The sequence below is a fragment of the Streptomyces phaeofaciens genome (assembly GCF_014648915.1).
Lineage (GTDB): Bacteria > Actinomycetota > Actinomycetes > Streptomycetales > Streptomycetaceae > Streptomyces > Streptomyces phaeofaciens.
In genome coordinates this window covers 428,531-453,446 of record NZ_BMSA01000001.1, presented here as the reverse complement: position 1 = coordinate 453,446, position 24,916 = coordinate 428,531, and the positions used below count along the sequence as shown (strand labels likewise).

At 73.8% G+C, this 24,916-nt stretch carries 22 protein-coding genes and 2 pseudogenes; 10 read left to right on the top strand and 14 right to left on the bottom strand.

The annotated features are described in order from the left end of the window. Positions 1-51: 51 nt before the first annotated feature. The 3 genes from IE275_RS01980 to IE275_RS01970 all read left to right on the top strand — a co-directional run bounded on the left by IE275_RS01980 (position 52) and on the right by IE275_RS01970 (position 5,383). A complete protein-coding gene (locus IE275_RS01980; protein WP_189706752.1) occupies positions 52-2,748 on the top strand; it encodes a SpoIIE family protein phosphatase in 2,697 nt (898 codons plus the stop codon). Between the two features lie 145 nt (positions 2,749-2,893). Further along, positions 2,894-4,258: an FAD-dependent oxidoreductase gene (locus IE275_RS01975; protein WP_189706750.1), complete on the top strand. Its 1,365-nt coding sequence runs from the start codon at positions 2,894-2,896 to the stop codon at positions 4,256-4,258. A 159-nt stretch (positions 4,259-4,417) separates the two neighbouring features. Next, entirely contained in the window at positions 4,418-5,383 is a 966-nt protein-coding gene (locus IE275_RS01970) for a DUF1152 domain-containing protein (protein WP_189706748.1), read from the top strand. Positions 5,384-5,406: 23 nt separating this feature from the next. Here the strand turns inward: IE275_RS01970 and IE275_RS01965 are convergent, their stop codons facing one another. Further along, the gene (locus tag IE275_RS01965) at positions 5,407-7,080 is read right to left on the bottom strand and encodes a serine/threonine-protein kinase (RefSeq protein WP_189706746.1); all 1,674 of its coding nucleotides are present in this window, start codon (positions 7,078-7,080) and stop codon (positions 5,407-5,409) included. A gap of 198 nt (positions 7,081-7,278) precedes the next feature. Here IE275_RS01965 and IE275_RS01960 point away from each other — a divergent pair, with 198 nt between their 5' ends. Beyond that, positions 7,279-7,881, top strand: coding sequence for a hypothetical protein (locus IE275_RS01960; RefSeq protein WP_229870047.1), 603 nt, complete (start codon positions 7,279-7,281; stop codon positions 7,879-7,881). Between the two features lie 22 nt (positions 7,882-7,903). Here the strand turns inward: IE275_RS01960 and IE275_RS01955 are convergent, their stop codons facing one another. Continuing rightward, positions 7,904-8,389 (bottom strand): roadblock/LC7 domain-containing protein, encoded by a 486-nt coding sequence (locus IE275_RS01955; RefSeq protein ID WP_189706744.1) that lies wholly within the window; start codon positions 8,387-8,389, stop codon positions 7,904-7,906. Positions 8,390-8,559: 170 nt separating this feature from the next. Beyond that, positions 8,560-8,781, bottom strand: a pseudogene (locus IE275_RS01950) (TetR family transcriptional regulator); the annotation flags it as partial. Between IE275_RS01950 and IE275_RS45765 the strand changes: the two are divergent. Beyond that, positions 8,777-8,977: pseudogene (locus tag IE275_RS45765) on the top strand (chlorophyllase); the annotation flags it as partial. The pseudogenes IE275_RS01950 and IE275_RS45765 sit on opposite strands and share 5 nt — an antisense overlap. A gap of 114 nt (positions 8,978-9,091) precedes the next feature. Here IE275_RS45765 and IE275_RS01945 read toward each other — a convergent pair. The 3 genes from IE275_RS01945 to IE275_RS01935 form a co-directional block, all read right to left on the bottom strand. Continuing rightward, entirely contained in the window at positions 9,092-9,352 is a 261-nt protein-coding gene (locus tag IE275_RS01945) for a hypothetical protein (RefSeq protein WP_189706743.1), read from the bottom strand. Continuing rightward, positions 9,349-10,209 carry an isocitrate lyase/PEP mutase family protein gene (locus tag IE275_RS01940; protein WP_189706741.1) on the bottom strand — a complete coding sequence of 287 codons (861 nt, stop codon included), beginning with the start codon at positions 10,207-10,209 and terminating at the stop codon, positions 9,349-9,351. The genes IE275_RS01945 and IE275_RS01940 overlap by 4 nt, the downstream gene beginning before the upstream one ends. Positions 10,210-10,468: 259 nt before the next feature. Continuing rightward, positions 10,469-11,386, bottom strand: coding sequence for an alpha/beta fold hydrolase (locus tag IE275_RS01935; protein ID WP_189706739.1), 918 nt, complete (start codon positions 11,384-11,386; stop codon positions 10,469-10,471). A 108-nt stretch (positions 11,387-11,494) separates the two neighbouring features. Between IE275_RS01935 and IE275_RS01930 the strand changes: the two genes are divergently transcribed. The 5 genes from IE275_RS01930 to tgmB all read left to right on the top strand — a co-directional run bounded on the left by IE275_RS01930 (position 11,495) and on the right by tgmB (position 16,371). After that, positions 11,495-12,094, top strand: a complete 600-nt coding sequence (locus tag IE275_RS01930; RefSeq protein ID WP_189706737.1) for a TetR/AcrR family transcriptional regulator — start codon at positions 11,495-11,497, stop codon at positions 12,092-12,094. A 396-nt stretch (positions 12,095-12,490) separates the two neighbouring features. Then, entirely contained in the window at positions 12,491-13,705 is a 1,215-nt protein-coding gene (locus IE275_RS01925; protein WP_189706735.1) for a hypothetical protein, read from the top strand. A gap of 973 nt (positions 13,706-14,678) precedes the next feature. Next, positions 14,679-14,960 (top strand): DUF1232 domain-containing protein, encoded by a 282-nt coding sequence (locus tag IE275_RS01920; RefSeq protein WP_189706733.1) that lies wholly within the window; start codon positions 14,679-14,681, stop codon positions 14,958-14,960. A 213-nt stretch (positions 14,961-15,173) separates the two neighbouring features. Further along, positions 15,174-15,365 carry a putative ATP-grasp-modified RiPP gene (gene tgmA, locus IE275_RS01915; protein ID WP_189706731.1) on the top strand — a complete coding sequence of 64 codons (192 nt, stop codon included), beginning with the start codon at positions 15,174-15,176 and terminating at the stop codon, positions 15,363-15,365. A gap of 16 nt (positions 15,366-15,381) precedes the next feature. Continuing rightward, positions 15,382-16,371, top strand: a complete 990-nt coding sequence (tgmB, locus tag IE275_RS01910; RefSeq protein WP_189706729.1) for an ATP-grasp ribosomal peptide maturase — start codon at positions 15,382-15,384, stop codon at positions 16,369-16,371. Between the two features lie 56 nt (positions 16,372-16,427). On the opposite strand, the gene IE275_RS01905 is transcribed toward tgmB, so the two are convergent. The 8 genes from IE275_RS01905 to IE275_RS01870 all read right to left on the bottom strand — a co-directional run bounded on the left by IE275_RS01905 (position 16,428) and on the right by IE275_RS01870 (position 24,656). Beyond that, complete coding sequence (locus tag IE275_RS01905; protein ID WP_189706728.1) at positions 16,428-16,661, bottom strand: DUF5133 domain-containing protein; 234 nt, start codon at positions 16,659-16,661, stop codon at positions 16,428-16,430. Between the two features lie 163 nt (positions 16,662-16,824). After that, positions 16,825-18,594 carry an ABC transporter ATP-binding protein gene (locus tag IE275_RS01900; protein WP_189706727.1) on the bottom strand — a complete coding sequence of 590 codons (1,770 nt, stop codon included), beginning with the start codon at positions 18,592-18,594 and terminating at the stop codon, positions 16,825-16,827. Positions 18,595-18,682: 88 nt separating this feature from the next. Continuing rightward, positions 18,683-19,540: an aldo/keto reductase gene (locus IE275_RS01895; RefSeq protein WP_189706726.1), complete on the bottom strand. Its 858-nt coding sequence runs from the start codon at positions 19,538-19,540 to the stop codon at positions 18,683-18,685. A gap of 204 nt (positions 19,541-19,744) precedes the next feature. After that, positions 19,745-21,022 carry an ABC transporter substrate-binding protein gene (locus IE275_RS01890; RefSeq protein WP_189706725.1) on the bottom strand — a complete coding sequence of 426 codons (1,278 nt, stop codon included), beginning with the start codon at positions 21,020-21,022 and terminating at the stop codon, positions 19,745-19,747. After that, entirely contained in the window at positions 21,019-22,131 is a 1,113-nt protein-coding gene (locus IE275_RS01885) for a branched-chain amino acid ABC transporter permease (RefSeq protein ID WP_189706724.1), read from the bottom strand. Before IE275_RS01885 ends, IE275_RS01890 begins: the two co-directional genes overlap by 4 nt. Next, positions 22,124-23,020, bottom strand: a complete 897-nt coding sequence (locus tag IE275_RS01880; RefSeq protein ID WP_189706723.1) for a branched-chain amino acid ABC transporter permease — start codon at positions 23,018-23,020, stop codon at positions 22,124-22,126. Before IE275_RS01880 ends, IE275_RS01885 begins: the two co-directional genes overlap by 8 nt. Further along, on the bottom strand, positions 23,017-23,877 hold the full coding sequence (locus IE275_RS01875) for an ABC transporter ATP-binding protein (protein ID WP_189706722.1): 861 nt from the start codon (positions 23,875-23,877) through the stop codon (positions 23,017-23,019). The genes IE275_RS01880 and IE275_RS01875 overlap by 4 nt, the downstream gene beginning before the upstream one ends. Continuing rightward, on the bottom strand, positions 23,874-24,656 hold the full coding sequence (locus IE275_RS01870; RefSeq protein ID WP_189706721.1) for an ABC transporter ATP-binding protein: 783 nt from the start codon (positions 24,654-24,656) through the stop codon (positions 23,874-23,876). Before IE275_RS01870 ends, IE275_RS01875 begins: the two co-directional genes overlap by 4 nt. Between the last annotated feature and the right edge of the window lie 260 nt (positions 24,657-24,916).

Here is a 24,916-nt window from a genome sequence, read left to right as displayed (position 1 = left end):
CGGCGTGTGACGCCTCTCGCCTCACCAGGCCAAGCAGTGTAGACATGGCACATGGTCCGACTCCTGGGGCGCTCGGCTGCCCGGCCGGCCCGTCGTCCCCCGGGCCCGCGCGTCCTGCGTACGTCCGAGTCCGCGCTGGGCGGGCGCAGCCTCGCCGCACAGGTGTTCGTCCTCCAGGTCGTCATCGTCCTGCTGGTGGTCGTCGCCGCGGTGGTGGCACTGCTGCTCCAGGTGCGTCACGACACCACGCAGGAGGCCCGCAACCGTTCGGTGGCCGTCGCGCAGACGTACGCCCACTCACCGGGCATCGTCGCGGCACTGCGCAGCCCGAACCCCACGGCGGTGCTCCAGCCGTCGGCCGAGGCCGCCCGCGAGGCGTCCGACATGGACTTCATCGTCGTGCTGAGCACCGAGGGCATCCGCTACACGCATCCCAAACCCGACCGGATCGGCAAGAAGTTCGTCGGGAACTACGAGCCCGCCCTCCAGGGCAAGACCGTCGTCGAGGAGGTCGACGGGACGATCGGACGGCTGGTGCAGGCCATCGTCCCGGTGACGGCACCCGACGGGACGGTCGTGGGCATGGTGTCGTCCGGCATCACCACGCAGCATGTCGGCGGGAACGCCGACCGCCAGCTGCCGCTGGTCCTCGCCAGCGCCGCCGTGGCCCTCGCCCTGGCCACCGCGAGCACGGCGCTGGTCAGCCGTCGGCTGCTGCGTCAGACGCACGGCCTGGGCCCGCGCGAGATGACCCGGATGTACGAGCACCACGACGCGGTGCTGCACGCCGTCCGCGAAGGGGTGATCATCGTCGGCGGCGACGGCGATCTGCTGCTCGCCAACGACGAGGCGCACCGGCTGCTCGACCTGCCCCCGGACGCCGAGCGCCGGCAGGTCCTCGATCTGGGCCTGGACCCCGGTACGGCGGAGCTGCTGGCCTCCGGGCGGATCGTCACGGACGAGGTGCACCTGGTCGGGGACCGGCTGCTGGCGGTCAACCAGCGGCCCACCGATCTGGCGGACGGCCCGGCCGGCAGCGTCGCCACCCTGCGCGACTCCACGGAGCTGCGCGCCCTGTCCGGCCGGGCGGAGGCGGCCCGGGAGCGGCTGGATCTGCTGTACGCGGCCGGTGTGGGCGTCGGGACGAGCCTGGACGTCACCCGGACCGCGGAGGAGCTGACGGAGCTGGCGGTGCCCCGGTTCGCGGACTTCGCGACCGTCGACCTGTTCGACGCGGTCCTGGCGGGCGAGGAGCCGGAGGCCCGGGGCGCGCTGCGGCGCACGGCGACCAGCGGGATCCGCAAGGGCGCGCCGCTGTACGCGGTGGGCGAGCGGATCCGGTTCGTGGAGTCGTCGCCGCAGGCGCGCAGTCTCGCGGGCGCCCGGCCGGTGCTGGAGGCCCGGCTGGCGGAGTCGCCGGGCTGGCGTGCCCAGGATCTGGAGCGCACCGAGCAGGTCGTGGGGTTCGGCATCCACTCGCTGATCACCGTCCCGGTGCGGGCCGGGGCGCTGATCCTGGGGGTGGTCAGCTTCTGGCGTTCGGAGCGGCCCGATCCGTTCGACCCGGACGAGGTGGTCCTCGCGGAGGAGCTGGTGGCGCGGGCCGCGGTCTCGATCGACAACGCGCGCCGTTTCACGCGCGAGCACGGCTTGGCCGTCACCCTTCAGCGCAGTCTGCTGCCGCGCACGCTTCCCGAGCAGAACGCGCTGGACATCGCCTACCGCTATCTGCCGGCGCAGGCGGGTGTCGGCGGCGACTGGTTCGACGTGCTGCCGCTGTCCGGGGCCCGGGTGGCACTGGTCGTCGGCGACGTGGTGGGGCACGGGCTGCACGCGGCCGCCACGATGGGCCGGCTGCGCACCGCCGTCCACAACTTCTCGGCGCTGGACCTGGCGCCCGAGGAGCTGCTCGGGCTGGTGGACGAGCTGGTGGCCCGGATGGACCAGGACGAGGCCGCGGAGGGCGGCAGCGCGCCGGTCTCCGGGGCCACCTGCCTGTACGCCATCTACGACCCGGTCTCGCGGCGCTGCACGGTCGCCCGGGCCGGTCATCCGCCGCCGGCGCTGGTCGGCGCGGACGGGCGGGTCGAGTATCCGGAGGTGCCGGCCGGGCCGCCGCTCGGTCTCGGCGGGCTGCCGTTCGAGACGGCGGAACTGGAGCTGGCGGAGGGCAGCCGGCTGGTGCTGTACACGGACGGGCTGGTGGAGGACCGGCACCGGGACATCGACACGGGCCTGGACCTGCTGCGCGCCGCCCTGGAGCGCAGCGCGGACGGCACTCCGGAGGAGACCTGCCGGAGCGTGCTGGACTCCCTGCTGCCGGCCCGGCCCAACGACGACATCGCCCTGATCGTGGCCCGCACCCGGGCGCTCGGCGCGGACCGGGTCGCCGAGTGGGACGTGCCGATGGAGCCGGCGGCGGTGGGCGTGGTGCGGTCCGCGGTGGTGCGGCAGCTGGGGCTGTGGGACCTGGAGGAGCTGTCCTTCACGACGGAGCTGATCCTGAGCGAGCTGGTGACCAACGCGATCCGCTACGGCGCGGCCCCGGTGCGGGTCCGGCTGCTGCGGGACCGCACCCTGATCTGCGAGGTCTCCGACAGCAGCAACACCTCGCCGCATCTGCGGTACGCGGCCATGACGGACGAGGGCGGCCGGGGTCTGTTCCTGGTGGCCCAGCTCACCGACCGCTGGGGTACCCGCTACACCCCCAGGGGCAAGGTGATCTGGGCCGAACAGCCGCTGCCGTAGGGTGGTTTGCCTTCCACGCGCCTTTCGGACCAGACTCATAAATCACGTTTATGGGCTCATAGACCGGACCCGCGTACCGACTTAGGCATGCCTTAGCTTAGGCTTCCCCCGAGTTGATCTGTCACCGCTCGAAGGGAACCTGATCATGCCCCGCCCCCTGCGGGTAGCCATCGTCGGAGCCGGCCCCGCCGGGATCTACGCCGCCGACGCGCTGCTCAAGTCCGATGTGGCCACCGACCCCGGTGTCTCCATCGACCTCTTCGAGCGGATGCCGGCCCCGTTCGGACTGATCCGTTACGGCGTGGCCCCGGACCACCCCCGGATCAAGGGCATCATCACCGCCCTGCACCAGGTCCTCGACAAGCCGCAGATCCGCCTCTTCGGCAACGTCGACTACCCGACCGACATCAGCCTGGACGACCTGCGCGCCTTCTACGACGCCGTGATCTTCTCGACCGGCGCGACGGCCGACCGCGAGCTGTCGATCCCGGGCATCGAGCTGGACGGCTCCTACGGCGCCGCGGACTTCGTGTCCTGGTACGACGGCCACCCGGACGTGCCGCGCACCTGGCCGCTCGAGGCCGAGAAGGTCGCCGTCCTCGGCGTCGGCAACGTGGCGCTGGACGTGGCCCGCATCCTGGCCAAGACGGCCGACGAGCTGCTGCCCACGGAGATACCGCCGAACGTCTACGACGGCCTCAAGGCCAACAAGGCGCTGGAGATCCACGTCTTCGGCCGCCGCGGCCCGGCACAGGCGAAGTTCTCCCCGATGGAGCTGCGCGAGCTGGACCACTCCCCCACCATCGAGGTCATCGTCGACCCCGAGGACATCGACTACGACGACGGCTCGATCGCCACCCGGCGCGGCAACAAGCAGGCCGACATGGTGGCCAAGACGCTGGAGAACTGGGCGATCCGCGACATCGGCGACCGCCCGCACAAGCTCTTCCTGCACTTCTTCGAGTCGCCCACCGAGATCCTCGGCGAGGACGGCAAGGTCGTCGGCCTGCGCACCGAGCGCACCGCCCTGGACGGCACCGGGAACGTCAAGGGCACCGGCGAGTTCAAGGACTGGGACCTCTCCGCGGTCTACCGCGCGGTCGGCTACCTCTCCGACAAGCTGCCGAAGCTGCCCTGGGACGTCGAGTCGGGCACGGTCCCGGACGAGGGCGGCCGGGTCATCCAGGAGAGCGGTACGCACCTGGAGTCGGTGTACGTCACCGGCTGGATCCGGCGCGGCCCGGTCGGCCTCATCGGCCACACCAAGGGCGACGCCAACGAGACGGTGGCCAACCTGCTGGCCGACCACGCGGGCGGCCGGCTCCAGACGCCGTCCGCGCCGGAGCCGGAGGCCGTGGAGGCGTTCCTGGCCGAGCGCGAGATCCGCTTCACCACCTGGGAGGGCTGGTACAAGCTGGACGCCGCCGAGAAGGCGCTGGGCGAGCCGCAGGGCCGCGAGCGCGTGAAGCTCGTCGAGCGCGAGGACATGCTGCGCGAGAGCGGCGCGTAACCGTGCCGGGCGGGCCCCGGGGCGGATGCCCAGGGGCCCGTCGGCGCACCTCCCGAAGGCCCGCCACGTCTGCCCTCAGGGCCCACAACTCGCTTGCCGTGCGGGCGAGTTGCCGGTAATCGGGTGGGCCGCTCGATCGCCGCCTGCTAGCGTCCCGGGGTGTTCTCCCTCCACGAGCCTCCCCTGTTCACCCGGCTGCGCGACGCGCGCCGGGTGCTCGTCGCCGGTGCGGGCGGCGGGTTCGACATCTACACGGGCCTTCCGCTGGCCCTCGCCCTGCGCGCGGCCGGCAAGGACGTCCACCTCGCCAACCTCTCCTTCGCCGAGCTGTACGGCCTGCCCGCCGAGGTGTGGCTCGAACCCGATGTCGCGGCCGTCCGCCCCGACACCCCGGCGCGCGGCGACTACTTCCCCGAACACACCCTGGCCACGTGGCTCGGCCGGCACGGCCTGCCCGCCACGGTGTACGCCTTCCCCCGTACCGGCGTGAAACCGCTGCGGGACGCCTACCGGGCACTCCTGGACCATCTGGGCGGCGTCGACGCGATCGTCCTGGTGGACGGCGGCACGGACATCCTGATGCGCGGCGACGAGCACGGTCTGGGCACGCCCGAGGAGGACATGGCCAGCCTGGCCGCCGTGAGCGGCCTCGACGAGGTGCCGCACCGGCTGGTGGCGTCCCTGGGCTTCGGCGTGGACGCCCATCACGGCGTCAACCACTCCCTGGTCCTGGAGAACCTGGCCGCGCTGGACCGCGAGGGCGCCTACCTCGGCGCGTTCTCGTTGCCGCGCGACAGCAGGGAGGGCGCCCTGTACCTCGACGCGGTGGCCCACGCCCAGGCGTCCACCCCGGGCCACCCGAGCATCGTCAACGGCTCCGTCGCCGCCGCCGTACGCGGGGAGTTCGGGGACGTGCGGTTCACCGAGCGGACCAGGAACAGCGAGCTGTTCGTCAACCCGCTGATGAGCGTGTACTTCTGTGTGGACGGACCCGCCCTGGCCCGCCGGAACCTGTATCTGGACCGGATCGAGGACACCGTCCTGATGCGCCAGATCAGCTCCCGCATCGAGGACTTCCGCGACGAACTGCCCCGGCTCCGCCAGCCCCGCGCGTTCCCGCACTGACACCGGACACCGGCGGGCGCGGGTCAGCCGTCGTCGCGCGGGTGGGTCTCGATCACCTTTCCGTGCACGTCGGCCCGCAGGTAGGCGCTGCCGTAGTCGTCGGAGAGGTAGACGCTCAGCGTGGGCGGGGTGTCGAAGATCGTGGACGCCGGGTTGACCACCAGATAACGGCTCGTCGGCTTCTCCACGCCCAGGGTCCGGCCGGCCTTGGACAGCAGCGCGGGCACCGCGTCCCAGTCGTAGACGTCGAGGTCGACGGGGACCGCGCCGGTCATCACCGTGCCGCCCGGGCCGTCCTTCACGGCCACCTCACCGCCCCGGTAGAGGTAGCGGTCGTAGAGCTTCGCCCTGCCGTCGACCGGCCGGTCGGCGACGGCGTACTCCGGGTACACCACCAGCCCGGTGACCTTCGACCCGCCCATGGCCTCGGTCAGCTTCGCCACGGCGGTGCGCACGCCGTCGCCGGTGAGCAGGTCGGTCGTCTCCCGCGCGGTACCGCCGGAGCCGGCGTCCGGGGACGCCGAACGGCTGCTCCCCGCGGCGGAGACCGTGGGTACGGCCCCGCGGGCGTCACCGTCCTCCCCCTCGCCGCCGGAGTCCAGCTGCGTCCACACCAGGACACCCGCCAGGGCGGCGCCGGCCGCGGCGAGCGCGACCGTGCGGACACGGCGGGAGCGGGGCGGGGCCGCGGCCGGGTGCACGGTGGGCGCGCCGGTGGCCGGGTGCACGGTGGGCGCCCCGAGGGAGGGGGCCGGGGCGGGGCCCGGGGTGGCATAGCCGGGCGGGGCGAGCGGATACGAGGTCACCGAGGGGATCTCCGGGGCCGCGGGCGGCCGCGGGGCGTCCTGGGCGGGTACGGCGGTGCCGGCCGCCGCGAGCATCCGGTCGACCTCGGCGGCGTCGGGACGGGCCAGGGGATCCCGGACGAGGACGGCGGTGAGGACGGGCGTCAGGGCGCCGGCCCGCCGGGGCGGGGGCACGTCCTCGCCGAGGACGGCGGCCAGGGTGGCGAGCGTGGTGGCCCGGCGCAGCGGGTGATGCCCCTCGACGGCGACGTACAGCAGCATCGCCAGGGACCAGAGGTCGGCGGCGGGTCCGCCTTCCTTGCCGCTGACGCGTTCGGGCGCCATGAAGTCGGGCGAGCCGATGACGGAGCCGGTGGCGGTGAGACTCGTGGCCTCTCGGATGGCGGCGATGCCGAAGTCGGTGAGCACGGGCCGCCCGTCGGGGCGCAGCAGGACGTTGGCCGGTTTCACGTCGCGGTGCTCGATGCCGGCGGCGTGCGCGGCGCGCAGCGCGGACAGCACCTCGCGTCCCAGGCCCGCGGCCTCGGCCGGGGTCATCGCGCCGCGCTGGAGCCGGTCCTGGAGCGAGCCGCCGGTCACCAGCTCCATCACGATCCAGGGGAAGGTGCCCTCACCGCCGTCGACGATGTGGTGGATGGTGACCACGTTGGGGTGGTGGACGCGGGCCAGCGCGCGGGCTTCCCGCAGCACGCGCTCGCGCAGGGTGCGGGCGCCCTCGGGGTCGTACTCGGCGAGCGCCGGGTCGGGCGGCCGTACTTCCTTGACGGCGACGTCCCGGTGAAGTGCCAGGTCGCGGGCGCGCCAGACCCAGCCCATGCCTCCGCCCCCGAGCCGTTCGAGCAGTTCGAAGCGGCCGTCGACCACACGTCTTGCAGGTTCCCCGGTGTTCATGGAGGGGAGCTTAGGCGTACGACATGTCCGGCGTGATGTCCCCCATGAGGGGCACTGTGCCAAGGGTCGGCCGGGCCACGGGCATGCGGTGGCCGGGCCACGGGCATGCTGTGAACGAGGTCACTTCCGGCGGGCCGTGCCGGAACCGTTCCCGGATTCGTCGCCCTCCCCCCACGAAGGACATGTGCTTTGGCTCTTATGTACCCTGACGCCCCCTCGGCCCGTCGCCCGGGTCGCTGCTGGACGATCCGCATCGTCGGACACCGGGACCGCACCGCGTCGGTCACCTGCTCGTCGGCGTGCGTGATGCCGCCGCGCTCCCGGGACATCGCGGCGCTGCGCCGCTTCGCCGAGGCCCACGCGGCCGCGCACGCCAGAGCGGCGGCGGTGCATCACGACGCGGCGTGCTGGTGCCGCCGTCAGCAGTGCGCGCTGCACGAGGGGACCCGGGTCAACTGCGCGGGCGGCGTCGTCCTCGTCCTGCGGCACGACCCGGCGATCGGCCAGGTGTGGACGTTGAGCGAGGTGTGCTCGGTGTGCGCGCCGCTGATGCCGCACGCGCGGGTGACGAGCCGGTCGGTCCCGCCGCCGCCCGCGCCGCGGGACGCGAACCGGGAGCCGCACGGCCTTTCCGCACCGGCCGGCCCGCCCTCGGTCGCCGCGCCGCGGCTCGTGCCGGGCGGGTTCAGCGCGCCGCCGGCCGGCGCGGGCCCGGGTCCCGGTCCCGAGCGGCGCGGCGGCCGGCGGCCCGGCGCGGGCAGGCGGCGCGGCCGTACGGAGCCGGAGGGCGCCGGGGAGTGAACGCGACGGCCCCGCCGTCCGGTCAGAACCCGTGGCGGGACTGCGGTGGGATGCGGATCGGCAGGGCGCCGAGCGTCCGGCCGCGCTCCACGGGCGGGGGCGGCGGTCCGTCGGCGAGGAAGGGCCGGTCGGCCGGGAACCGGCCGGTCATCAGTTCGGCGATCCGGGTGCCGCTGCGCCGCCCCTCCAGGTGCAGCCGGCCGACGTTGACCCGGTCGTCGGCGAGGAGCGTCAGTACGGCGGTGGGCCCGGCCGCGTAGGTGGCGACATAGCCCCCGGCCCCCCGGACCAGCAGTTCGCGGAAACCGCCGCCGGCCGCGAGGTCGGTCATCCGCCGGCCGACGCCGAGCGCCGCGGCGGTGAGCGCGGCCAGCCCCTCCGGCTCGCTCCTCGGCATGTCCTGCGCGAGGACCAGCCCGTCGGCACTGGCCGCCAGCGCCCCGGTCAGCTGAGGCATACGCGTACGCAGCCGGCGCAGTTCGTTCAGAACCTCGGCCTCGACGGCCATGACCGTGTCCTTTCGGCGCGTGGGCGACAAAAGCGGATCAAGTGCGGTGCAGGGCAGGGCAGTTCGTGTGACCCCGAGACTACGGAAAGTGCCGGGGCATGGGGAGCCGTTTGGCACATTCACCTGGAACATGCTGCGCGCACCGCGGGCAAGGTCCACGGGTGCCCCGGTCAGCGCGGCCGGCGCGGTCCCGCGACCAGGACGCGCGCGTCGTAACGGGGGTCGCTGTCGGTGCCGATGCAGAGGTTCCCGATGCCGCGCATGAGGTGGTAGGCGTCGACGCCGGAGCGGATCTCGCCGGAGGCGACGGCGGCGTCGAGGAGCTGGGCGCACACGGGCAGGAGGCGGTCGAGGAAGTAGGCGTGCAGCGTCTCGAAGCCGGCGTCGTCGGAGCACTCGCTCGGTGGCATCCCCGGACACGAGGCCGCCGAGACGACGGACGAGAGTCCCGCACGCGTCGCCCTGATCCAGCGCCTCACCACGGCCTTCCTCCACAGCGCCCTCGGCCCCGAGGACACCGCCTGGCGGACGGCGGCCACCGCCCTGGAGAAGGACCCCGAACCGCTGGGGGAGCTGCGGAGCACGTGAGGAGCACGTGAGGGGCGCGCGAAAGGCCCTTCCCCTCGCCCGGCGGGACGACGACGGCCGGACACCCCGCACCGAGGTGTCCGGCCGCCGCGAGCACAGGGCTGGTACCGACGGCTAGTCCCCGTCGTGCGCGGCCGGCCCGGCGACGAGCGCCTCCATCAGGTCGACGGCGCTGCCCTCGTGGTCGCTCCCCGCGGTTCCGCTGCTGCCCTGCTGGATGTTGGCCGCACGGTCCACCTCCAGGACGGAGTCGGCGTGCGAGTTGTCGATCACGGTGATCAGGCCGCCCCCGGCCGTCGCCGGCGGCGCGGCCGCGCCGAGGAGGGCGGCGGCCAGGGTGGTCGCCGTACGCAGGCGCAGACCGGGACGGCTCACACGCCCACCCGCTCGGGCTCGGCGCGCAGCCGCGCGATGTTGCGTTCCAGCAGCGCGGTCGCGGCGCGCACGCCGATCCCGTCCCCGTCGACCTCGGGAAGGCGGCCGTCGGCCTGCTTCAGTTCGGCCAGCGCCGAGTCCATCGCCTCGTGCGCCGCGAACAGACAGGGGGTGCTGTAGATCGCCACGTCGACGCCGAGGCCGGTCAGCTCGCCCAGCGACAGCCGGGGGGACTTGCCGCCGGCGATCTGGTTGAACAGCAGCGGTTTGTCGCCGACGACGGAGCGGATCCGGCCGATCCACTCGACGCTGCGCACCCCGTCGACGAGGACCACGTCGGCGTCGGTGGCGGCGAGGGTCTCGGCGCGGTGCAGGATGTCGCTCTCGTCCGTGGCATCGGTGCGGGCCACCACGACCAGGTCGCGCCGGGTGCGCAGTACCATGTCCAGTTTGGTGAGGTACTCGTCCAGCGGCAGCACCTGCTTGCCGTCGGCGTGGCCGCAGCGGCGCGGCCGTTTCTGGTCCTCCAGGATGACCCCGGAGGCGCCGATCCGTTCCAGGCCCTCCACCACATGGCAGGCGACCTCCGGGTCGACGTACCCGTCGTCGATGTCCACCAGCAGATGGTGGTGCGGGAACGCGCCCCGCAGCCGCTGCACGAAGGCCATCATGTCCGGCCAGGCGATGAACCCGATGTCCGGCAGCCCGTAGTGCGAGGCCGCGAAGCCGAATCCGGAGACGAACATCCCGCCGTAGTGCTCGGCGGCGATCGACGCCGAGTACATGTCGTATACGCCGATCAGCGGGGTCGTGCCCGGACGGGCGATCTGGTCCCGCAGCTTGTTGCCGTGACTCAACGTCCGGCTCCTCCCATGCGATTGAGGGGTCGACACACTGCGCGCCGGAGCACCGTGCGGACACGGCGGTCCTTTGCCAAGACAAAAGACTCCCGATACCGAGGCATGACTTTCTCCCCCGGGGGTGGTTCGCTCACCCCAATGGCTCAACCGGTTCACCGGAGAAACGTCACTGGACGCCACGGGATCGCCGAGGATCCCGGGCGTCCGCTCCGGGCCGGTGCCGGGACCGGGCTTGGACGGGGAGCCCGGCCCGCCGTCAGTCGACGGAGTCCATGAAGCCCAGCATCCGGCGGTTGACCTCGTCCGCGTGGTCGATCTGGGGTCCGTGGCCGGTGTCGGAGACGATCTCGGCCCGGGCGCCGGGGATCAGCCGCGGGACGCGCTCGACCTGCGTCCGCGGGTGAACGAGGAGGCTGCGCATGCCGAGCACCAGGTAGAGCGGCGTGCGGATGCCGGCCAGTTCGGCCTCGGACAGGGGCAGCGGGGCGGGCCGGCGGATGCGGTAGGCGCGCACGGCCGCCCTCATCATGGCCCGCAGCTCCGGCACGACGAGGACCGGCTGCTCCAGCCAGGCCGCCAGTCGTGGGCGCATCGCCTTGGGCGCGAACGTCGCGAAGAGACTGGCGAAGATCCAGACGAAGAAGCGCAGGCCCACCTTCTCCAGCCCGCCGGGGTCGAGCAGGGTGACCGAGGCGAGGCGGCCGGGCTCGCGGTGCGCCTGGTTGAGGACGAGCCAGCCGCCGTAGGAGCTGCCGACCAGGTGCACACGGCCGAGGCCCAGCCCGGCGAGCGTCTCGTCCAGCCACCGCGCGGCGTCCTCGGGCCGGTGGATCGGCCGGCGCTGCACACTGCGTCCGGGGTCGCCCGGGGTGTCGATCGCGTAGACCGGCCGCTCGGCGCTCAGCGCAGGGGTGTTGGGGTACCACATGGCCGAGCAGGAGCCGGCTCCGTGCACCAGGACGACGGGGGTACGGGACCGGGCGGCCGGGTCCGTGGGCCCGTACCGGTAGACGTGGGTGGTGCCGAAGGAGGTCTCCACGTCCGTCTCGGCGAACGGGCGCGCCCCCAGCGCGTACACGGCGTCGCACGCGGCGAAGTACCGGTCGCGCGCGGCGTCGTTCACGAAACGGCCGACATCGGCCTGGGTTCTGGTCTCGGTCCGGTCCACGGCCACCTCCGGGTACGGGCTCTTTATGGTACGAACGTATCACGATGTTGGTACGGCTGTACCATCAAGGGGTCTTGCGGAGTCACCGGTGAACGGCGAGCGAGGGAGCGGCCGATGCCCAGGCGGGTGGACCACGAGGAACGGCGTACCGACATCGCCGAGGCCCTGCTGCGGGTGGCGGCGCGACGCGGGCTGCACGCCGTCGGGATGCGCGACGTGGCGGCGGAGGCGGGCGTGTCGCTCCGGCTGGTGCAGTACTACTTCGAGACCAAGGAGAAGCTGCTGCTCTACGGGCTGCGGCACCTGGCCGGGCGGTTCGGGGAGCGGGTGACCGCCCGGATCCGGGCCGCCGGCGACGATCCCGGACCGCGCGCGATGATCGAGGCGATGCTGGGGGCGGCGCTGCCGACGGACGAGGAGAGCCGCACCTTCCACCTCGTCTACACCTCGTACGCGGTCCTGTCCGTCACCGACCGGGCGCTCGCCGCCCAGCCGTTCGTCAAGGAGCCCGACGCCGCCGAACAGGCGCTGGTCGCCCTGCTGCGGCAGGCCGAGGAGGGCGGTCTCCTCCGCCCGGGGGTGGACGCGGAGGTGGAGGCCGTCAGCCTGCTCGCCCTGTCCGCGGGACTCGGCAGCAGCGTCCTCGTCGGCCAGCGGGCCCCGGAGGCGGCGGCCGGGGTGCTGGACCACCACCTGGACCGGCTCTTCCGGTAGGGCCGGGGCGCAGTGGGCCGGCCGAGGCACCGGTACGGGGACAGGGCCCGCCCCGACGCGGATGGTGGGCGAGCCCTGTCCATCCGATTGTCAGGGCCACGGCACGGCGGGCCCATGGGTGCGCCGGGGGCCGCCGTGGTGAACCGGTCACACCCCGGACGGACCCCGCACACCCCCGCCCGGACCGCGCGCACCCCCCACGGAACCGAAATCGCCACGCGTGACGGGGCGTACGGCTGGGCAGGCACCCCTCGACCGGGCATCCCCGGCCACCGCCCGAGGTTCCCGGCACCCCGAGACCCTCCCGCCCCGCACCCCGCTTGATCGCACACACCCCGCGGCGCGCGATACTGGCCTTTGCTCCATCGCCCCCGCCCGTCCCTCATGAACGGACTCATGCTCATCTCCGCGACCGTCCCGCCCTCGACACCTTCCACGGTCTGGCTCGCCCGTGGCCGCCACACCGGTCCCGCCGCACCGGACGTCCTGCGCAAGAACCTCCAGGAACTCAAGGACGCCGAGACGATCCTGGACTTCCTGGAACTGCCCGACTCCGAGACGGCCGAGGGGGAGCTGGCCTTCGAGGCCCGCTGGCAGGTGCCGGACGAGGTGACCGTCCGCGCCCGGCTGAAACTCGCGGAGTGGTCCGGCCAGGGGCAGGAGTGGACTCTGGTCGCGGAGGCGGAGCAGCCCTGGGATCCGCGCTGGCCCTCGCCCGCCGCGATGTTCTGGCCCTGGGAGGTCGACAGCGCGTGGGGCCACGAGACCGTCACCGGGCTGCGGTTCCTCCACACCAACCCGCTGCCCGCGGACGACAAGGAGCTGCGCCGTGCCCTGCGGGGCGCGCTGCGCGACACCTGGACCGTCCCGGTCGTGGTGCACGAGGCGATGACGCCCGACGATCGGGGCCGCCGCTCGCTGATCCCGCTGCTGCCGCCAGCCCTGCACCACCGGGTGGTCGAACTGCGGGCCGCGCCGCACCAGTTGCGGACCGTGAACTGGGCCCTGAAGGAGTACGGGGTGGAGGTGCCGCGCGGCGGTGCGCTGGTGCTGCCCGGCTCACCGGCCCCGGCGGGGTACGACGCCGACGACTTCTCGGTGCGCAGCGTGTTCCTGGACGGCACGCATCCCACGGAGGTGCTGGACGCGGTGCGGCGGTTCGCCGCGCTGCCCCGGCCGCTGCCGGAGGGCGGCGACGTCGCGCTCACCCTCCTGCGGGAGAAGTGGCGGCTGCTGACCCGGGAGGAGGAACTCGCCCAGGCGCGCGAGCTGATCGCGATGTACAAGGAGGCCCTGGAGGCGATGACCCAGTCCCGGGACCTGTACCGGGAGGCCTCCGAACAGGCCCACGAGGCGCTTGCCGCCTACCGGGAGGCGGCGGCCGAGGCCCCGGAACCACGCCGTCCGCAGCCCCGGCGGGGCGGCTCCCCGTTCCAGCAGCTGGGCCGGACCCTGGAGCGCTTCAAGGAGACGACGAAGGGCCTGCGCCCGGCGCCGAACGGCCCGGACGCCGAGCCCGCGGCCGACGCACCGGACGCGCCTGCCCCGGACTCCGCCCGGGACCGGGACAACGCCTCCGGCCGGACCGGCCCCGAGCCGGCCGGCGGATAGCGCCGGCCGGGCCACCGGCCGACGGCGGCGGCCGGACCGCCGGCGAACAGAGGCGCCGGGCCGCCGGCCGACCCGCGCGGGCCCACCGGCAGCCCGGTTCAGGATCCTGACCTGGACGGACGCCCCCACCCGGGCCTCCCCCGGTGTCGCCGTGCGACACGGCCCCGGTCGGTTGCCGCCTCCGGCGTCACCCCCACGTCGCTCCGCCACCCCGGCGAACACCCGTGCCATCAGCGCCCACGGCACCGCCGTCACGACGGCCGCCCACGGCGGGGCGAGCGCCGCGTCCGTCGGAGCGGACAGGCCCGCGACCCCGGGACGGCCGTCGCGCAGCCGGGCGGCCCCGCACACCACCGGCACCCCGGCCACCGCCCCCGTCACCGGGGCGGTCGGGCGGACCAGCAGCGCCGTCGGCACCGGGCAGAGCCCCGACCGCGCGCAGGCGATCGCGAGGACGGCGGGCGGGACGCCGTCCCGGCGCACCGGAAGATGTGCGGCACCGCACGGGATGAGGGCGAGGGCGAGGGCGAGCACGACGGTCCAGGCCGCCCACGGCCCACGGCCCACGGGCCGAGCGCATCGGAGCGCGCGGGCGTACGCCGTGGCGGCCGGCCGGTGGCCGCCGCCCGGACCGCCTCGGCGCCGCGGCCCCCGGCACAGCGCGGCACCCGAGCCGGGTGATCTCCGTCACGGGGCGGTGGACGCGATTCTTCGCGAGAGCGGGCTGAAGGCTGTCGTCACCCCTGCACCCCCGAGCTGCGACACGCGAGATGACGGTGCCTTTGCTACGGGCACAGAAGCCACCCCGCCACCCGGGCACGGCACCCGCGTGAGCGGGGCGGCGGGCCGTCCGCGCGCGGTTTCCCTGCGTCGGATGCGGTAATCCCGCCGGAAGCGGGAGTTCGGGGGCCGAAAGCGGGGAAACCGACAACAGGGGGCAGAACGCCGCCCACAGACCGCGGAAGGAGGGCCCATGGACACGACCACCCTGCTCGTCACCGCCGGCGCGGCGCTGGCCGTGGTCCTGTTCGCCGGAGCCGCGGTGGTCCTGGTGCGGCTGGTCCGCACCCGTAGGGGTCTGAGACAGGCCGGGCTCCCCACCGGCCCGCGCTGGGTGTTCTGGGGAGCGGTCGCGTATTTCGTGCTCCCGACCGACCTCGTGCCCGATCCGGTCTACCTCGACGACATCGGTGTCCTGCTGCTCGCCCTGCGCTCCCTGCGCCGCGCTCCGGGCCGCGCAGGGTCCTCCAACTGACCTTCCATGAAGTCGTTTTCACACCCCAATCGGTCCATCTCCCCTGCTCCGCGCCCTGCTTGGGTCCTGACTCGCCGGTGATCACGGAGAGTAAGGAAACCAACCACCCGTTCGAATCGTATAAGTGACTGAAGGTCGCACCAATGCAGCGGGCCCGAGTGACGTCGCACAGCGGCACCGCTTGATCGAGGCAGTACCGACGAGGGAGAGAACATGCAACCGTTCGCGCTCAACTACGCACGCCCCGCAGCAGAGTTGGAGTTCGCCACTCCATACGCGTACGACTCCGGACTGCAGTTGAACGTGCTCCTCGACGGCCGGGTCGCCGCGCGCGACCACGCCCTGCTCAGAGAGCTGGGGACGACCACCTCGACAGCGGGGTCCAAGACCCACTTCGACGACTGACCACGGGCCGAGAACGATGACCGTGCTCATCCTGACCTGTGAAGAGGACGTCACCGCGGACATGGTGGTCGTGCACCTGAACGCCGCGGGCGTCCCGGTCGTCCGGTTCGATCCGGCCGATCTGACCGGCACCGTAGCCCTCTCCGGCGAATACGTCCACGGTGCCTTCCGGGGCCATCTGTCGTCCGCCGGCCGGCTGGTGAGCCTCGAGGGGCTGCGGTCCGTCTGGGTGCGCCGCCCGGGCGCGGCGGCGGCCCGGGCGGCCGAGCCGTCCGCGTGGCTCACGGAGGAGTCCTCGCAGGCGCTCTACGGCATGCTCCGGGGCACCGGGGCACGCTGGATGAACCATCCCGACGCGGCCGTACGGGCCCGGCACAAGCCGTGGCAGCTGCGGCTCGCGCAGCTCAGCGGGCTGCCCGTGCCCGCGACGCTCATCACGACGTTCCCGCAGGCCGCGCGGGACTTCGCCGAGCGCTACCCGGACCTGGTCGTCAAGCCGGTGTCCGGGGCCCACCCGCAGGACCCGCCCCGGGCGGTGCCGACCACCCGGGTGCCGCACGGCGCCGACTTCGCGGCCGTCGCCTACGGCCCGACGCTGCTCCAGCGCCGGGTCGCCAAGCGGGCCGACATCCGGCTCACGGCGGTGGGGGACCGGATCCTGGCGGCCCGCAAGGACACGGATCCGGGCGGCGACCCCGACGTGGTGGACGTGCGGTACGCGTCCTCCGCCACGCCGTGGCGCCCGGCCGACGTCCCGCCGCGCCTCGCCGACGCGGTGCGGACGTATCTGCGGGAGGCTGAACTCTCGTACGGCGCCTTCGACTTCGCGGAGGACTCCGACGGGACGTGGTGGTTCCTGGAGTGCAACCAGTCGGGGCAGTTCGGGTTCGTGGAGGTGGACACCGGCCAGCCGATCGCCCGCACCATCGCGGAGTGGCTGTCCGGACCCCCGCCGGCGAGACCGGGTTCCCGGCGCGCCGACCACTGCGGCTCGACGGCCTCCTGACGTGCCGCGGCGCCGGCCCGCGCCCCGACGGGGCTCCGGCCGGCGCCGCGGCGGTCTCAGACTGCCAGGGACAGCCCCCGGCCGGTCACCGCGCCCGCCGGCGCGAGCAGTGCGTCGGCGGCGGCGACCGCCTCCCGGACGTCGGACGTCCCCATGAGCACGCAGAGCGTGTACGTCACGTCCTTGAGCTCACGGGCGATCTCCGGCCTCTCCCTCTCCGACTGAGCGATCCTCAGCGTCGCGTACCGGGTCAACAACGTCCTGGCGACCTTCGGGTCCGGAACGATCACGAGCGCCCCTCTCTCGGTTGTTGCGCAGCGTGTGCCCGGACCTGGGCGTTTCATGCACGCCGGGCGGACATGTCACCCGCCGGGGGCATGATCCCGCCATACCCGCCGGTACGGCACGCGACACGAGCGATCACTCTGCGTCACATCGGTCGGCTACGGTGCGTCACGCGACCTGACCGCTGTGCAGCTCCGTGTACGCCCCTCCCCGGCCCAGGAGTTCGTCGTGGGTGCCGGTCTCCAGGATCCGCCCCTCCCCCATCACGACGATGCGGTCGGCGCCGCGCACGGTGGACAGCCGGTGGGCCACCACGAACGTGGTGCGGCCGCGCAGCAGACGGGCGAGCGCCTGCTGGACGAGCGCCTCCGAACGGGTGTCGAGCGCGGACGTCGCCTCGTCCAGGACCAGCACCCTGGGATCCCGGATCAGGGCGCGGGCGATGGCCAGCCGCTGCTTCTGCCCGCCCGACAGCCGGGCCCCGCGGTCGCCGACCAGGGTGTCCAGGCCCTGTGGCAGCCGTTCGACGAACTCCAGTGCGTTGGCGTCCCGCAGGGCGGCGCGGACCGCGTCGTCGTCGGCCTCGTCCTCGATGCCGTAGGCGACGTTCTCGCGGATCGTGCCGTCGAAGAGGATCGACTCCTGCGGGACGACCGACACGAAACGCCGGTAGGTGCGCAGGTCCAGGGTGCTCATGTCGGTGCCGTCGAGCAGCAGCCGGCCGGCGGTCGGCCGGATGAAGCCGATGACGAGGTTGAGGACGGTGGACTTGCCCGCGCCGGAGGCGCCGACGAGCGCGACCGTCTCGCCGGGGGCGACGGACAGGCTGAAGTCGCTCACCGCGGGCCGGTCGCCGTCGTAGGCGTGGCCGACGTCCTGGAAGGTCACGGCGCCCCGCAGGGAGGTGACCTCGGCCTTGCCCTCGTTGTCCTCCAGCTCGGGGGCCTGGAGGACCTCGCCGACCGAGCGGACCGATTCCAGGCCCTTGGCGATGACCGGCGCCAGACCGGTCAGTGTGGTGGTGGAGTTGGTGAGGGTGGTCAGGAAGGCGCTGAGCATCACGACGTCGCCCGCGGTGACGCCCCAGACGCCGTAGTACGAGATCAGCGCGGCGCCGGCGAGGACGAGCACGCCGATCACGTTGAGGAGCACCCAGGCCAGCGACCCGACCCGGCCGTTGAGCAGGTCCAGGCGCATGCCGGAGGTGAGCAGCCGGTTCAGGGTGCCGTCCATGCGGCGCAGGGCCTTGCCCTCCAGACCGTGGGCGCGGGTGACCGGGATGAGCCGGGTCATCTCGGTGACGCGCGAGGACAGGGTCTCCACCTCGTGGCGGAAGTTCTCGTTGTGGGCACGCAGCCGGGCCCGCAGCCGGTCGACCAGCAGGGCGGCGGCGGGCACGACGAGCAGGAAGACGGGCACGAACTCGGGGGTGCGCACGGCGATGATGACGAGTCCGCCGGTGAGCACGGTGAAGGCGCCGAGCCCCTGCTCGGCGGTCTGCTGGACCATCTGCTCGACGGTCTCGACGTCCCGCACCACCTTCGCCTGGAGCACTCCGGCGCTGACCCGGGAGTGGTAGCCGATGGACAGCTGCTGCATCCGGGTGCAGAGCGCCGAGCGCAGGGTGGTGCCCATGCGGCGGACGCTGCCGTAGAGCAGCCGGACGTAGAGCAGGTGCAGGGGGTAGTTGACGAGCAGGATGAACAGGATGACGGCGGTGCTGGTCCAGAGCCGGCCGATCGGCTGGTGCTGGACGACGGTGTCGATGATGGAGGCGGTGATCAGCGGCAGCAGCCAGACCGGGCTGTGCTTGACGGTGAAGACGGCGACCGCGCCGGCCAGGCTGCGGCGGTCGGCGCGCAGGAGATAGCCGAGGGTGCGGATCGGGTGCTCACCGCGGTAGCGGTGGTCGAGCGGTCTTTCGTACGGCGACGCCATGGACGGCGGTCCTCCTGGGGTCCGGTGGTGCGGTCAGCGATAGCAAGCGCTTTCTCCCCCGTTGGGCGGGGCGCACACCACCCGGGCGTCAGACGGCGTCGAGTTCCGCGATCTCGCCGGCGCTCAGGACGAGGTCCGGCGCGGCCGCCGAGTCGCGGATCGTCTCCGGGCGGCTGGCTCCCGGGATCGGCACCACCACCGGGGACTTGGCGAGCATCCAGGCCAGGCACACGCGCTGCGGACCGACCCCGTGGGCCTCGGCGATCCGGGCGAACGGCGCGTGGGCGGAGCCCAGCCCGGACGCACGGGAGATGCCGCCCAGCGGGCTCCAGGGCAGGAAGGCGATGCCCAGCTCGTCGCACAGCCGCAGTTCGGGCTCACTGGAGCGGAAGGCCGGGGAGAACTGGTTCTGCACCGCGACCAGCCGGCCGCCGAGGATGTCGTTCGCCTGCCGGATCCGCTCGGGGCCGGCGTTGGAGATCCCGGCCGCCCGGATCTTGCCCTCGTCCAGCAACTCCCGCAGCACACCGACGGATTCGGCGTACGGGACGCGCGGGTCGGGCCGGTGGAACTGGTACAGCCCGATCGCCTCGACGCCGAGCCGGCGCAGGGACGCCTCGCAGGCCTCGCGCAGATGCCGCGGGCTGCCGTCGAGGGTCCAACTGCCGTCGCCGGGGCGCAGATGGCCGCCCTTGGTGGCGACGAGGACGTCCCGGCCCCGGTCGTGGGAGGCGAGCGCCTTGGCGACCAGGGTCTCGTTGTGGCCGACCTCGTCGGCGTGCAGGTGGTAGGCGTCCGCGGTGTCGATCAGGGTCACGCCCGCGTCCAGCGCGGCGTGGATCGTCGCGAGGGAGCGGGCCTCGTCGGGGCGGCCCTCGATCGACAGGGGCATGGCCCCGAGCCCGATCGCGCCGACGTCCAGGTCACCGATTCGGCGGGTCTGCATGGACTCGGGACCTCTTCCGGGCGCGGGCGGGCAGGGGGATGTCCGGCGCACCGGAAGGTGAGCGGCGCACCGGACGTCCTCCAGACTGGCCCCGCGGCCCGCCGCGGGTCCAATGGAAGAAAGCGAACGCATTCAGCAGCGCGGCCGCTGAATCACGCGGGGGCCGCCACGCCGGGCGCGGCCCCCGGTGTCACGGGCCGCCGGTCAGCCGCGGCTCGCCAGGTACTCCGACACGCCCGGCGCCTCGTGCGCGTCCTCCACGCCGACCAGGCCGCCCGCCGCCTTCGCGTCCGGCTTGAGCACGTACGTCGCCAGGGCGGCGGGCCGGGAGACGTCGGAGAAGTCCTGCGGAGAACCGAGACCGGTGTCGGCGTTCTTCGTGGCCCGGTGCGCCTTCACCACGTCCTCGCGGGCCAGGCTGCCGTCCGCGCACGCCTTCTTCAGGTCACCGCCCAGGAGTTGGGCGGCGTTGTATCCGGACAGCACCCCGGAGTCCACGGGCGAGTCCGGGTACTTCTTCCCGTACGCGGCCACCATCCGCTGCACACCGGGCACGTCGGAGCTGACCGCGGGCGCGGCGCTCACCACGTGGAGCATCGCCGCGAGGGCCGGTGCGGCGGGCGTCTTCATCAGCTGGGGCGCGAAGCCCGGGGCGCTGCTGACCACCGGGACCCGCAGCCCGCGCGAGGCGGCGACGCCGACCAGGGAGGCCGTCTGGGCCGGGCCCGCGCTGATCAGGACGGCCTTCACCCCGGCCTTGCGCAGCGCCGACACCTGCGCGGACAGGTCCGTGTCGGTGGCCTTGATCTTCTGCCCGACGACCTTCACGCCGGCCTTCTGGGCCGCCCAGGTCGAGCCCTCCAGGGCGTTGGCGCCGTAGTCGCCCTCGAAGTAGACATGGCCGATGGTGTCGCCCTTGGCGAGGCCCTGCTTCCGGGTGAGGAAGTCGACGGCGGCGATCATGTCGACGTCGTAGGTGGTGCCCATGACCTGCACGGAGTCCTTGCCCAGCAGCGAGGCCGCCCAGGCCTGCGGGAAGGTCAGCAGATGGTCCCGCTCGATGTCGTCGAGGAGGGCGGCGACCACGGGCGACCCGATGACCTGGGGCAGCGCGACCACGTCCGGGGAGAGGTCGGCGTACGCGGTGACCGCCTTCTGCACGTCGTAGCCGTGGTCCTTGACGACGATCTCGACGTCGCGGCCGCAGATGCCGCCGTCGGCGTTGGTCTCGTCGGCCCACATCTGCTGGGCCTGCACGATGGACTTGCCGAGGGTGGCGTAGGGGCCGGTCAGGTCGGTGAGGGCACCGAGCCGGATCGTCTTCTCCGTCACCCCCGGGCCGGACTTGACACCGTCGGCGCCGGTGGAGCCGCCGGCTCCGTCCGCCTTGGAGCTGCATCCGGTGGCCGTGGCGAGGAGGACGGCGAGGGCGGTGGCGAGGACGGCGGACGGGGCGCGGTGTCTGTGGTGCGTGCGGTTCACGGGGTGTGCTCCTTGGCTCGGACGGCGGAGGTGGCGGGAAGGGACTCGGGGGTGCGGGCCGGGGCGGCCGGACGCAGTCGGGCGCGGACGCGGCGGACCAGGCCGTGCAGTCCGTCGGGGGCGTACAGCAGGATCAGGACGATGGCCGCGCCGTAGAGGTAGCGGGCCGCCTCGGTCGGGCCGACCCCGCCGTCGGTGGTGCCGGGGGTGGCCACCAGGGGCAGTTGGTCGGCGTACCGGGTCATCAGCAGGGGCAGCGCGGTCACGAAGACGGCGCCCGCGGTGGCCCCCGCCACCGAGCCGAGCCCGCCGATGACGATCATCGCGAGGTAGTCGACGGACAGGGTCAGGCCGAAGTAGTCGGGGACGACCCGGCGGAAGGCCAGGGCGAGCAGCACCCCGGCGAGCCCGGCGTACATGGAGGAGACGACGAAGGCCGCCGAGCGGTAGCGGGCGATGTCGACGCCCATCACGGAGGCCGCGGTCTCGCTGTCGCGCAGGGCCGCCAGCGCCCGTCCGGGACGTCCGCGCAGCAGGCCGCGCGCGGTCCACCAGGTGCCGGCCAGCAGGGCGAGGCCCAGGTACCACAGCCGTTCCTCCGCGCCGAACGGCACGCCGAGGACGGTGACCGCGGGGCCGTCGGCGGAGAACGAGAACCCGCCGAGGGTCAGCGCGGGCACGGAGCGGCCGTTGAAGCCACCGGTGACGGAGTCCGCGGTGAGCAGCACATGGTGGCCGAGGAACACCAGCGCGAGGGTGGCGACGCCCAGGTAGATGCCGCGCACCCGGCCGGCGACGGGGCTGAACAGTCCGCCCGCCGCCCCCGCCAGCAGGACGGCGAGGAGCGCGGCGAGCGCGGGCGGCAGCCCGGGGCCGGGTTCGCCGGCCAGCCAGGTGTAGCCGTAGGCGCCCACGGCGAGGAAGAAGGCATGGCCGAGGGAGAGCTGCCCGGCGGTGCCGGTGAGCAGGCCGAGGCCGACGGCTCCGATGGCGGCGGCCATGGCGAACAGGCCGACGCGCAGCCAGAACGCGTCCAGGTAGAAGGGCGGCGCGCACAGGAGCAGCGCGGTCAGCAGGGCTGCGGCGCCCTTGGGGATCCGCTCAGACACGGGCCACCCCCTTCGCGCCGAACAGCCCGGTGGGCCGCACCAGCAGGACGGCCACCATCACGGCGTACGGCACCACGTCGCCGAACCCCTCGCCCAGCACGTGCAGTTCGGACTGGTAGCCCGCCGCCAGCGCCTCGGTCAGCCCGATCAGCAGGCTGCCCGCGAGGGCGCCGGGCGGGGAGGCCAGGCCGCCGAGGATGGCGGCCGGGAAGGCCTTGAGGGCGATCTGGCCGGTGGTGCGCTCCAGCCCCGGCGCGGGGAACGAGGCGAGGAACACGGCCGCGAGGGCGGCGAGGGCGCCGGCCAGGCACCAGGCGAGCGTGCGCACCCGGGTCAGCCGTACGCCCATCAGGGCCGCCGCCTCCGTGTCCTCGGCGGCCGCCCGCAGGGCAAGACCCCAGGAGGTGAACCGGAACAGGGCGAAGACGGCTCCGATCGCGAGCGCGGAGACGACGATCGCGGCGATCCGGCTGTCCGCGACGGTCACCGGCCCGAGCCGGGTCACCGAGTCTCCCCACGGGTCGCCGAGGGAGAGCAGGTCCCCGCCGATGCGCCGGGACAGGTCGGTCAGCAGGACGATGTCCACGCCGATGGTGACGATGGTCTGCACATGGGCGGCCCGGGGGTCGGGGTCGCCGCGCTGGAGCAGCAGCCGGTCGAGGGCGCCGGCCAGGGCCGCGGTCGCCACGACGGCCAGAGCGAGGGCCCCGGCGAAGCCGAGGTCGTCGTGGAGGACGGCGACGAGGTAGCCGCCGAACAGGAGCAGCGAGCCGTGCGCGAAGTTGAGCACGCCCGACGCCTTGAAGACGACGACGAAGCCGAGGGCGACCAGCGCGTAGACCGCGCCGAGGGCGAGGCCGGCCAGGACACTGTCGAGGAGGGCGGTCATACGGGGTCCTCTCCGGGGGCGGGGGCCGCCGCGGGCGCCGGGTCGGCACCGGGTGTGCCCAGGTAGGCGCGCAGCACCTCGGGGTGGCGGCGGACCTCGTCGGGGGTGCCGTGGGCGACGGTCCGGCCGAAGTCGAGGACGGTGACCTCGTCGGCGAGACTCATCACCAGGCCCATGTCGTGCTCCACCAGCAGCACGGACAGGCCCAGTCGTGCGCGCACCGCGCTCACCACCTCGGCCGTGCGGGCGCGTTCGGCGCCGTTCATCCCGGCCACGGGCTCGTCGAGCAGCAGCACGCGCGGCTCCAGGCACAGGGCGCGGGCCAGCTCCACGCGCTTGCGGTCGCCGTACGACAGCAGGGCGACGGGGGTGTCGAAGTGGTCGCCCAGCCCGGTGAGTTCGGCGATCTCGCGAACCCGGTCGCGGTGGGCGCGCTGTTCGCGCACGGCACCGGGCAGCCGCAGGGCGCTCGCGGCGAAGCCGGCCCGGGTCAGGACGTGCCGGCCGACCATCAGGTTGTCGGCGACGGTCCCCTCGGTGGTGACGATGTTCTGGAAGGTGCGGGCCACCCCGAGCGCGGCGATCTTGTGCGGGGCCAGCCCGGTCAGCTCGGTGTCGCCGAGCAGGACCCGCCCCGACTCCGGGCGGTACAGCCCGGACAGGACGTTGAAACAGGTGGACTTCCCGGCGCCGTTGGGGCCGATCAGGGCGTGCACGGAGCCCGGGGCGACGGTGAACGACACGGCGCCGAGCGCGGTCAGGCCCGCGAAGCGCACGGTGACGTCCTGGACGCGCAGTGCGGGGGGCGGTGCCGGGCGCCGGTCGCCGGCGAGGCCCGGGGAGGTACGGGCGCTCACGCGGCCCCCTGGTCGCCGGACGTGTCGCCGAGGTAGAGGCGGCGTACCTCGTCCGTGCGCGCGAGGTCGTCGGCCGGTCCGGACAGCCGGACCTCGCCCACCTCCAGGACGTGGGCGTGATCGGCGAGGGACAGGGCCATGCCCGCGTTCTGCTCGACCAGCAGGACGGCCGTGCCCTGCTCGTTGATCTCGCGGATCACCTCGGCGATCCGGAACACCATGCGCGGGGCGAGACCCAGGGAGGGCTCGTCGAGGAGCAGCAGCCGGGGCGCGGCCATCAGGGCCCGGCCGATCGCCAGCATCTGCTGCTCGCCGCCGGAGAGCAGACCGGCGGCCTGCCGGCCGCGTTCGGCGAGCACCGGGAAGAGGGTGTACACACGGTCCTTGGCCTCGCGGACCAGTTCCGGCGCGCGCCGGCCGAGACCGAGTCCGCCGGAGCGCAGGTTCTCCTCGACGGTCAGGCCGGCGAACACCCTCCGGCCCTCCGGGACCTGGACGACCCCGGCGCGGACGGCCGCCACCGGGTCGCGGCCGTCCAGGACGGTGTCGCCGTAACGGATGAGGCCGGCCGTGACGGTGCCGCGGTGCAGGCGCAGGGTGCCCGACACCGCCCTCAGCAGGGTGGTCTTGCCGGCACCGTTGGCACCCAGCAGCGCCACGACCGCGCCGTGCGGGACGGTCAGGGACACGGAACGCAGGGCTGACTGGGCCCGGCCGTAGGCCACGTCGAGACTCTCGACGTGCAGCGCGGGCCGCTCCTGCGGTGGTGCTTGGGGCATCGCGGCTCCTCGGATCCATGCCGGCGGCACGGCGTTTCGGGGGAAGGGAGCTCACGACAGCACGACGGAGGAGGACCGGTACAGGGACGACGACGGGGTCGCTGCGCGGACCCAACGGGAGGTCGGGGGGCTTGTGCGGGTGCCCAGGGGGTGGGGTGGATCCGGGCGGGCGGATGTCGGGGAGGTGGGGGGCGCGGGGTGTCGGGGAGGTGGGGGCGGTGCCCGGGAGGCGGGACGCCTGGGGGCAGCGGGCGGCAGGC

Bases quoted from the DNA above. Each gene is read 5' to 3' on its own strand.
- IE275_RS01980 (WP_189706752.1), top strand. From the start codon at position 52: ATGGTCCGACTCCTGGGGCGCTCGGCTGCCCGGCCGGCCCGTCGTCCC.
- IE275_RS01975 (WP_189706750.1), top strand. From the start codon at position 2,894: ATGCCCCGCCCCCTGCGGGTAGCCATCGTCGGAGCCGGCCCCGCCGGG.
- IE275_RS01965 (WP_189706746.1), bottom strand. From the start codon at position 7,080: ATGAACACCGGGGAACCTGCAAGACGTGTGGTCGACGGCCGCTTCGAA.
- IE275_RS01960 (WP_229870047.1), top strand. From the start codon at position 7,279: ATGTACCCTGACGCCCCCTCGGCCCGTCGCCCGGGTCGCTGCTGGACG.
- IE275_RS01955 (WP_189706744.1), bottom strand. From the start codon at position 8,389: ATGGCCGTCGAGGCCGAGGTTCTGAACGAACTGCGCCGGCTGCGTACG.
- IE275_RS01930 (WP_189706737.1), top strand. From the start codon at position 11,495: ATGCCCAGGCGGGTGGACCACGAGGAACGGCGTACCGACATCGCCGAG.
- IE275_RS01925 (WP_189706735.1), top strand. From the start codon at position 12,491: ATGCTCATCTCCGCGACCGTCCCGCCCTCGACACCTTCCACGGTCTGG.
- IE275_RS01920 (WP_189706733.1), top strand. From the start codon at position 14,679: ATGGACACGACCACCCTGCTCGTCACCGCCGGCGCGGCGCTGGCCGTG.
- tgmA (WP_189706731.1), top strand. From the start codon at position 15,174: ATGCAACCGTTCGCGCTCAACTACGCACGCCCCGCAGCAGAGTTGGAG.
- tgmB (WP_189706729.1), top strand. From the start codon at position 15,382: ATGACCGTGCTCATCCTGACCTGTGAAGAGGACGTCACCGCGGACATG.
- IE275_RS01900 (WP_189706727.1), bottom strand. From the start codon at position 18,594: ATGGCGTCGCCGTACGAAAGACCGCTCGACCACCGCTACCGCGGTGAG.
- IE275_RS01895 (WP_189706726.1), bottom strand. From the start codon at position 19,540: ATGCAGACCCGCCGAATCGGTGACCTGGACGTCGGCGCGATCGGGCTC.
- IE275_RS01880 (WP_189706723.1), bottom strand. From the start codon at position 23,020: ATGACCGCCCTCCTCGACAGTGTCCTGGCCGGCCTCGCCCTCGGCGCG.
- IE275_RS01870 (WP_189706721.1), bottom strand. From the start codon at position 24,656: ATGCCCCAAGCACCACCGCAGGAGCGGCCCGCGCTGCACGTCGAGAGT.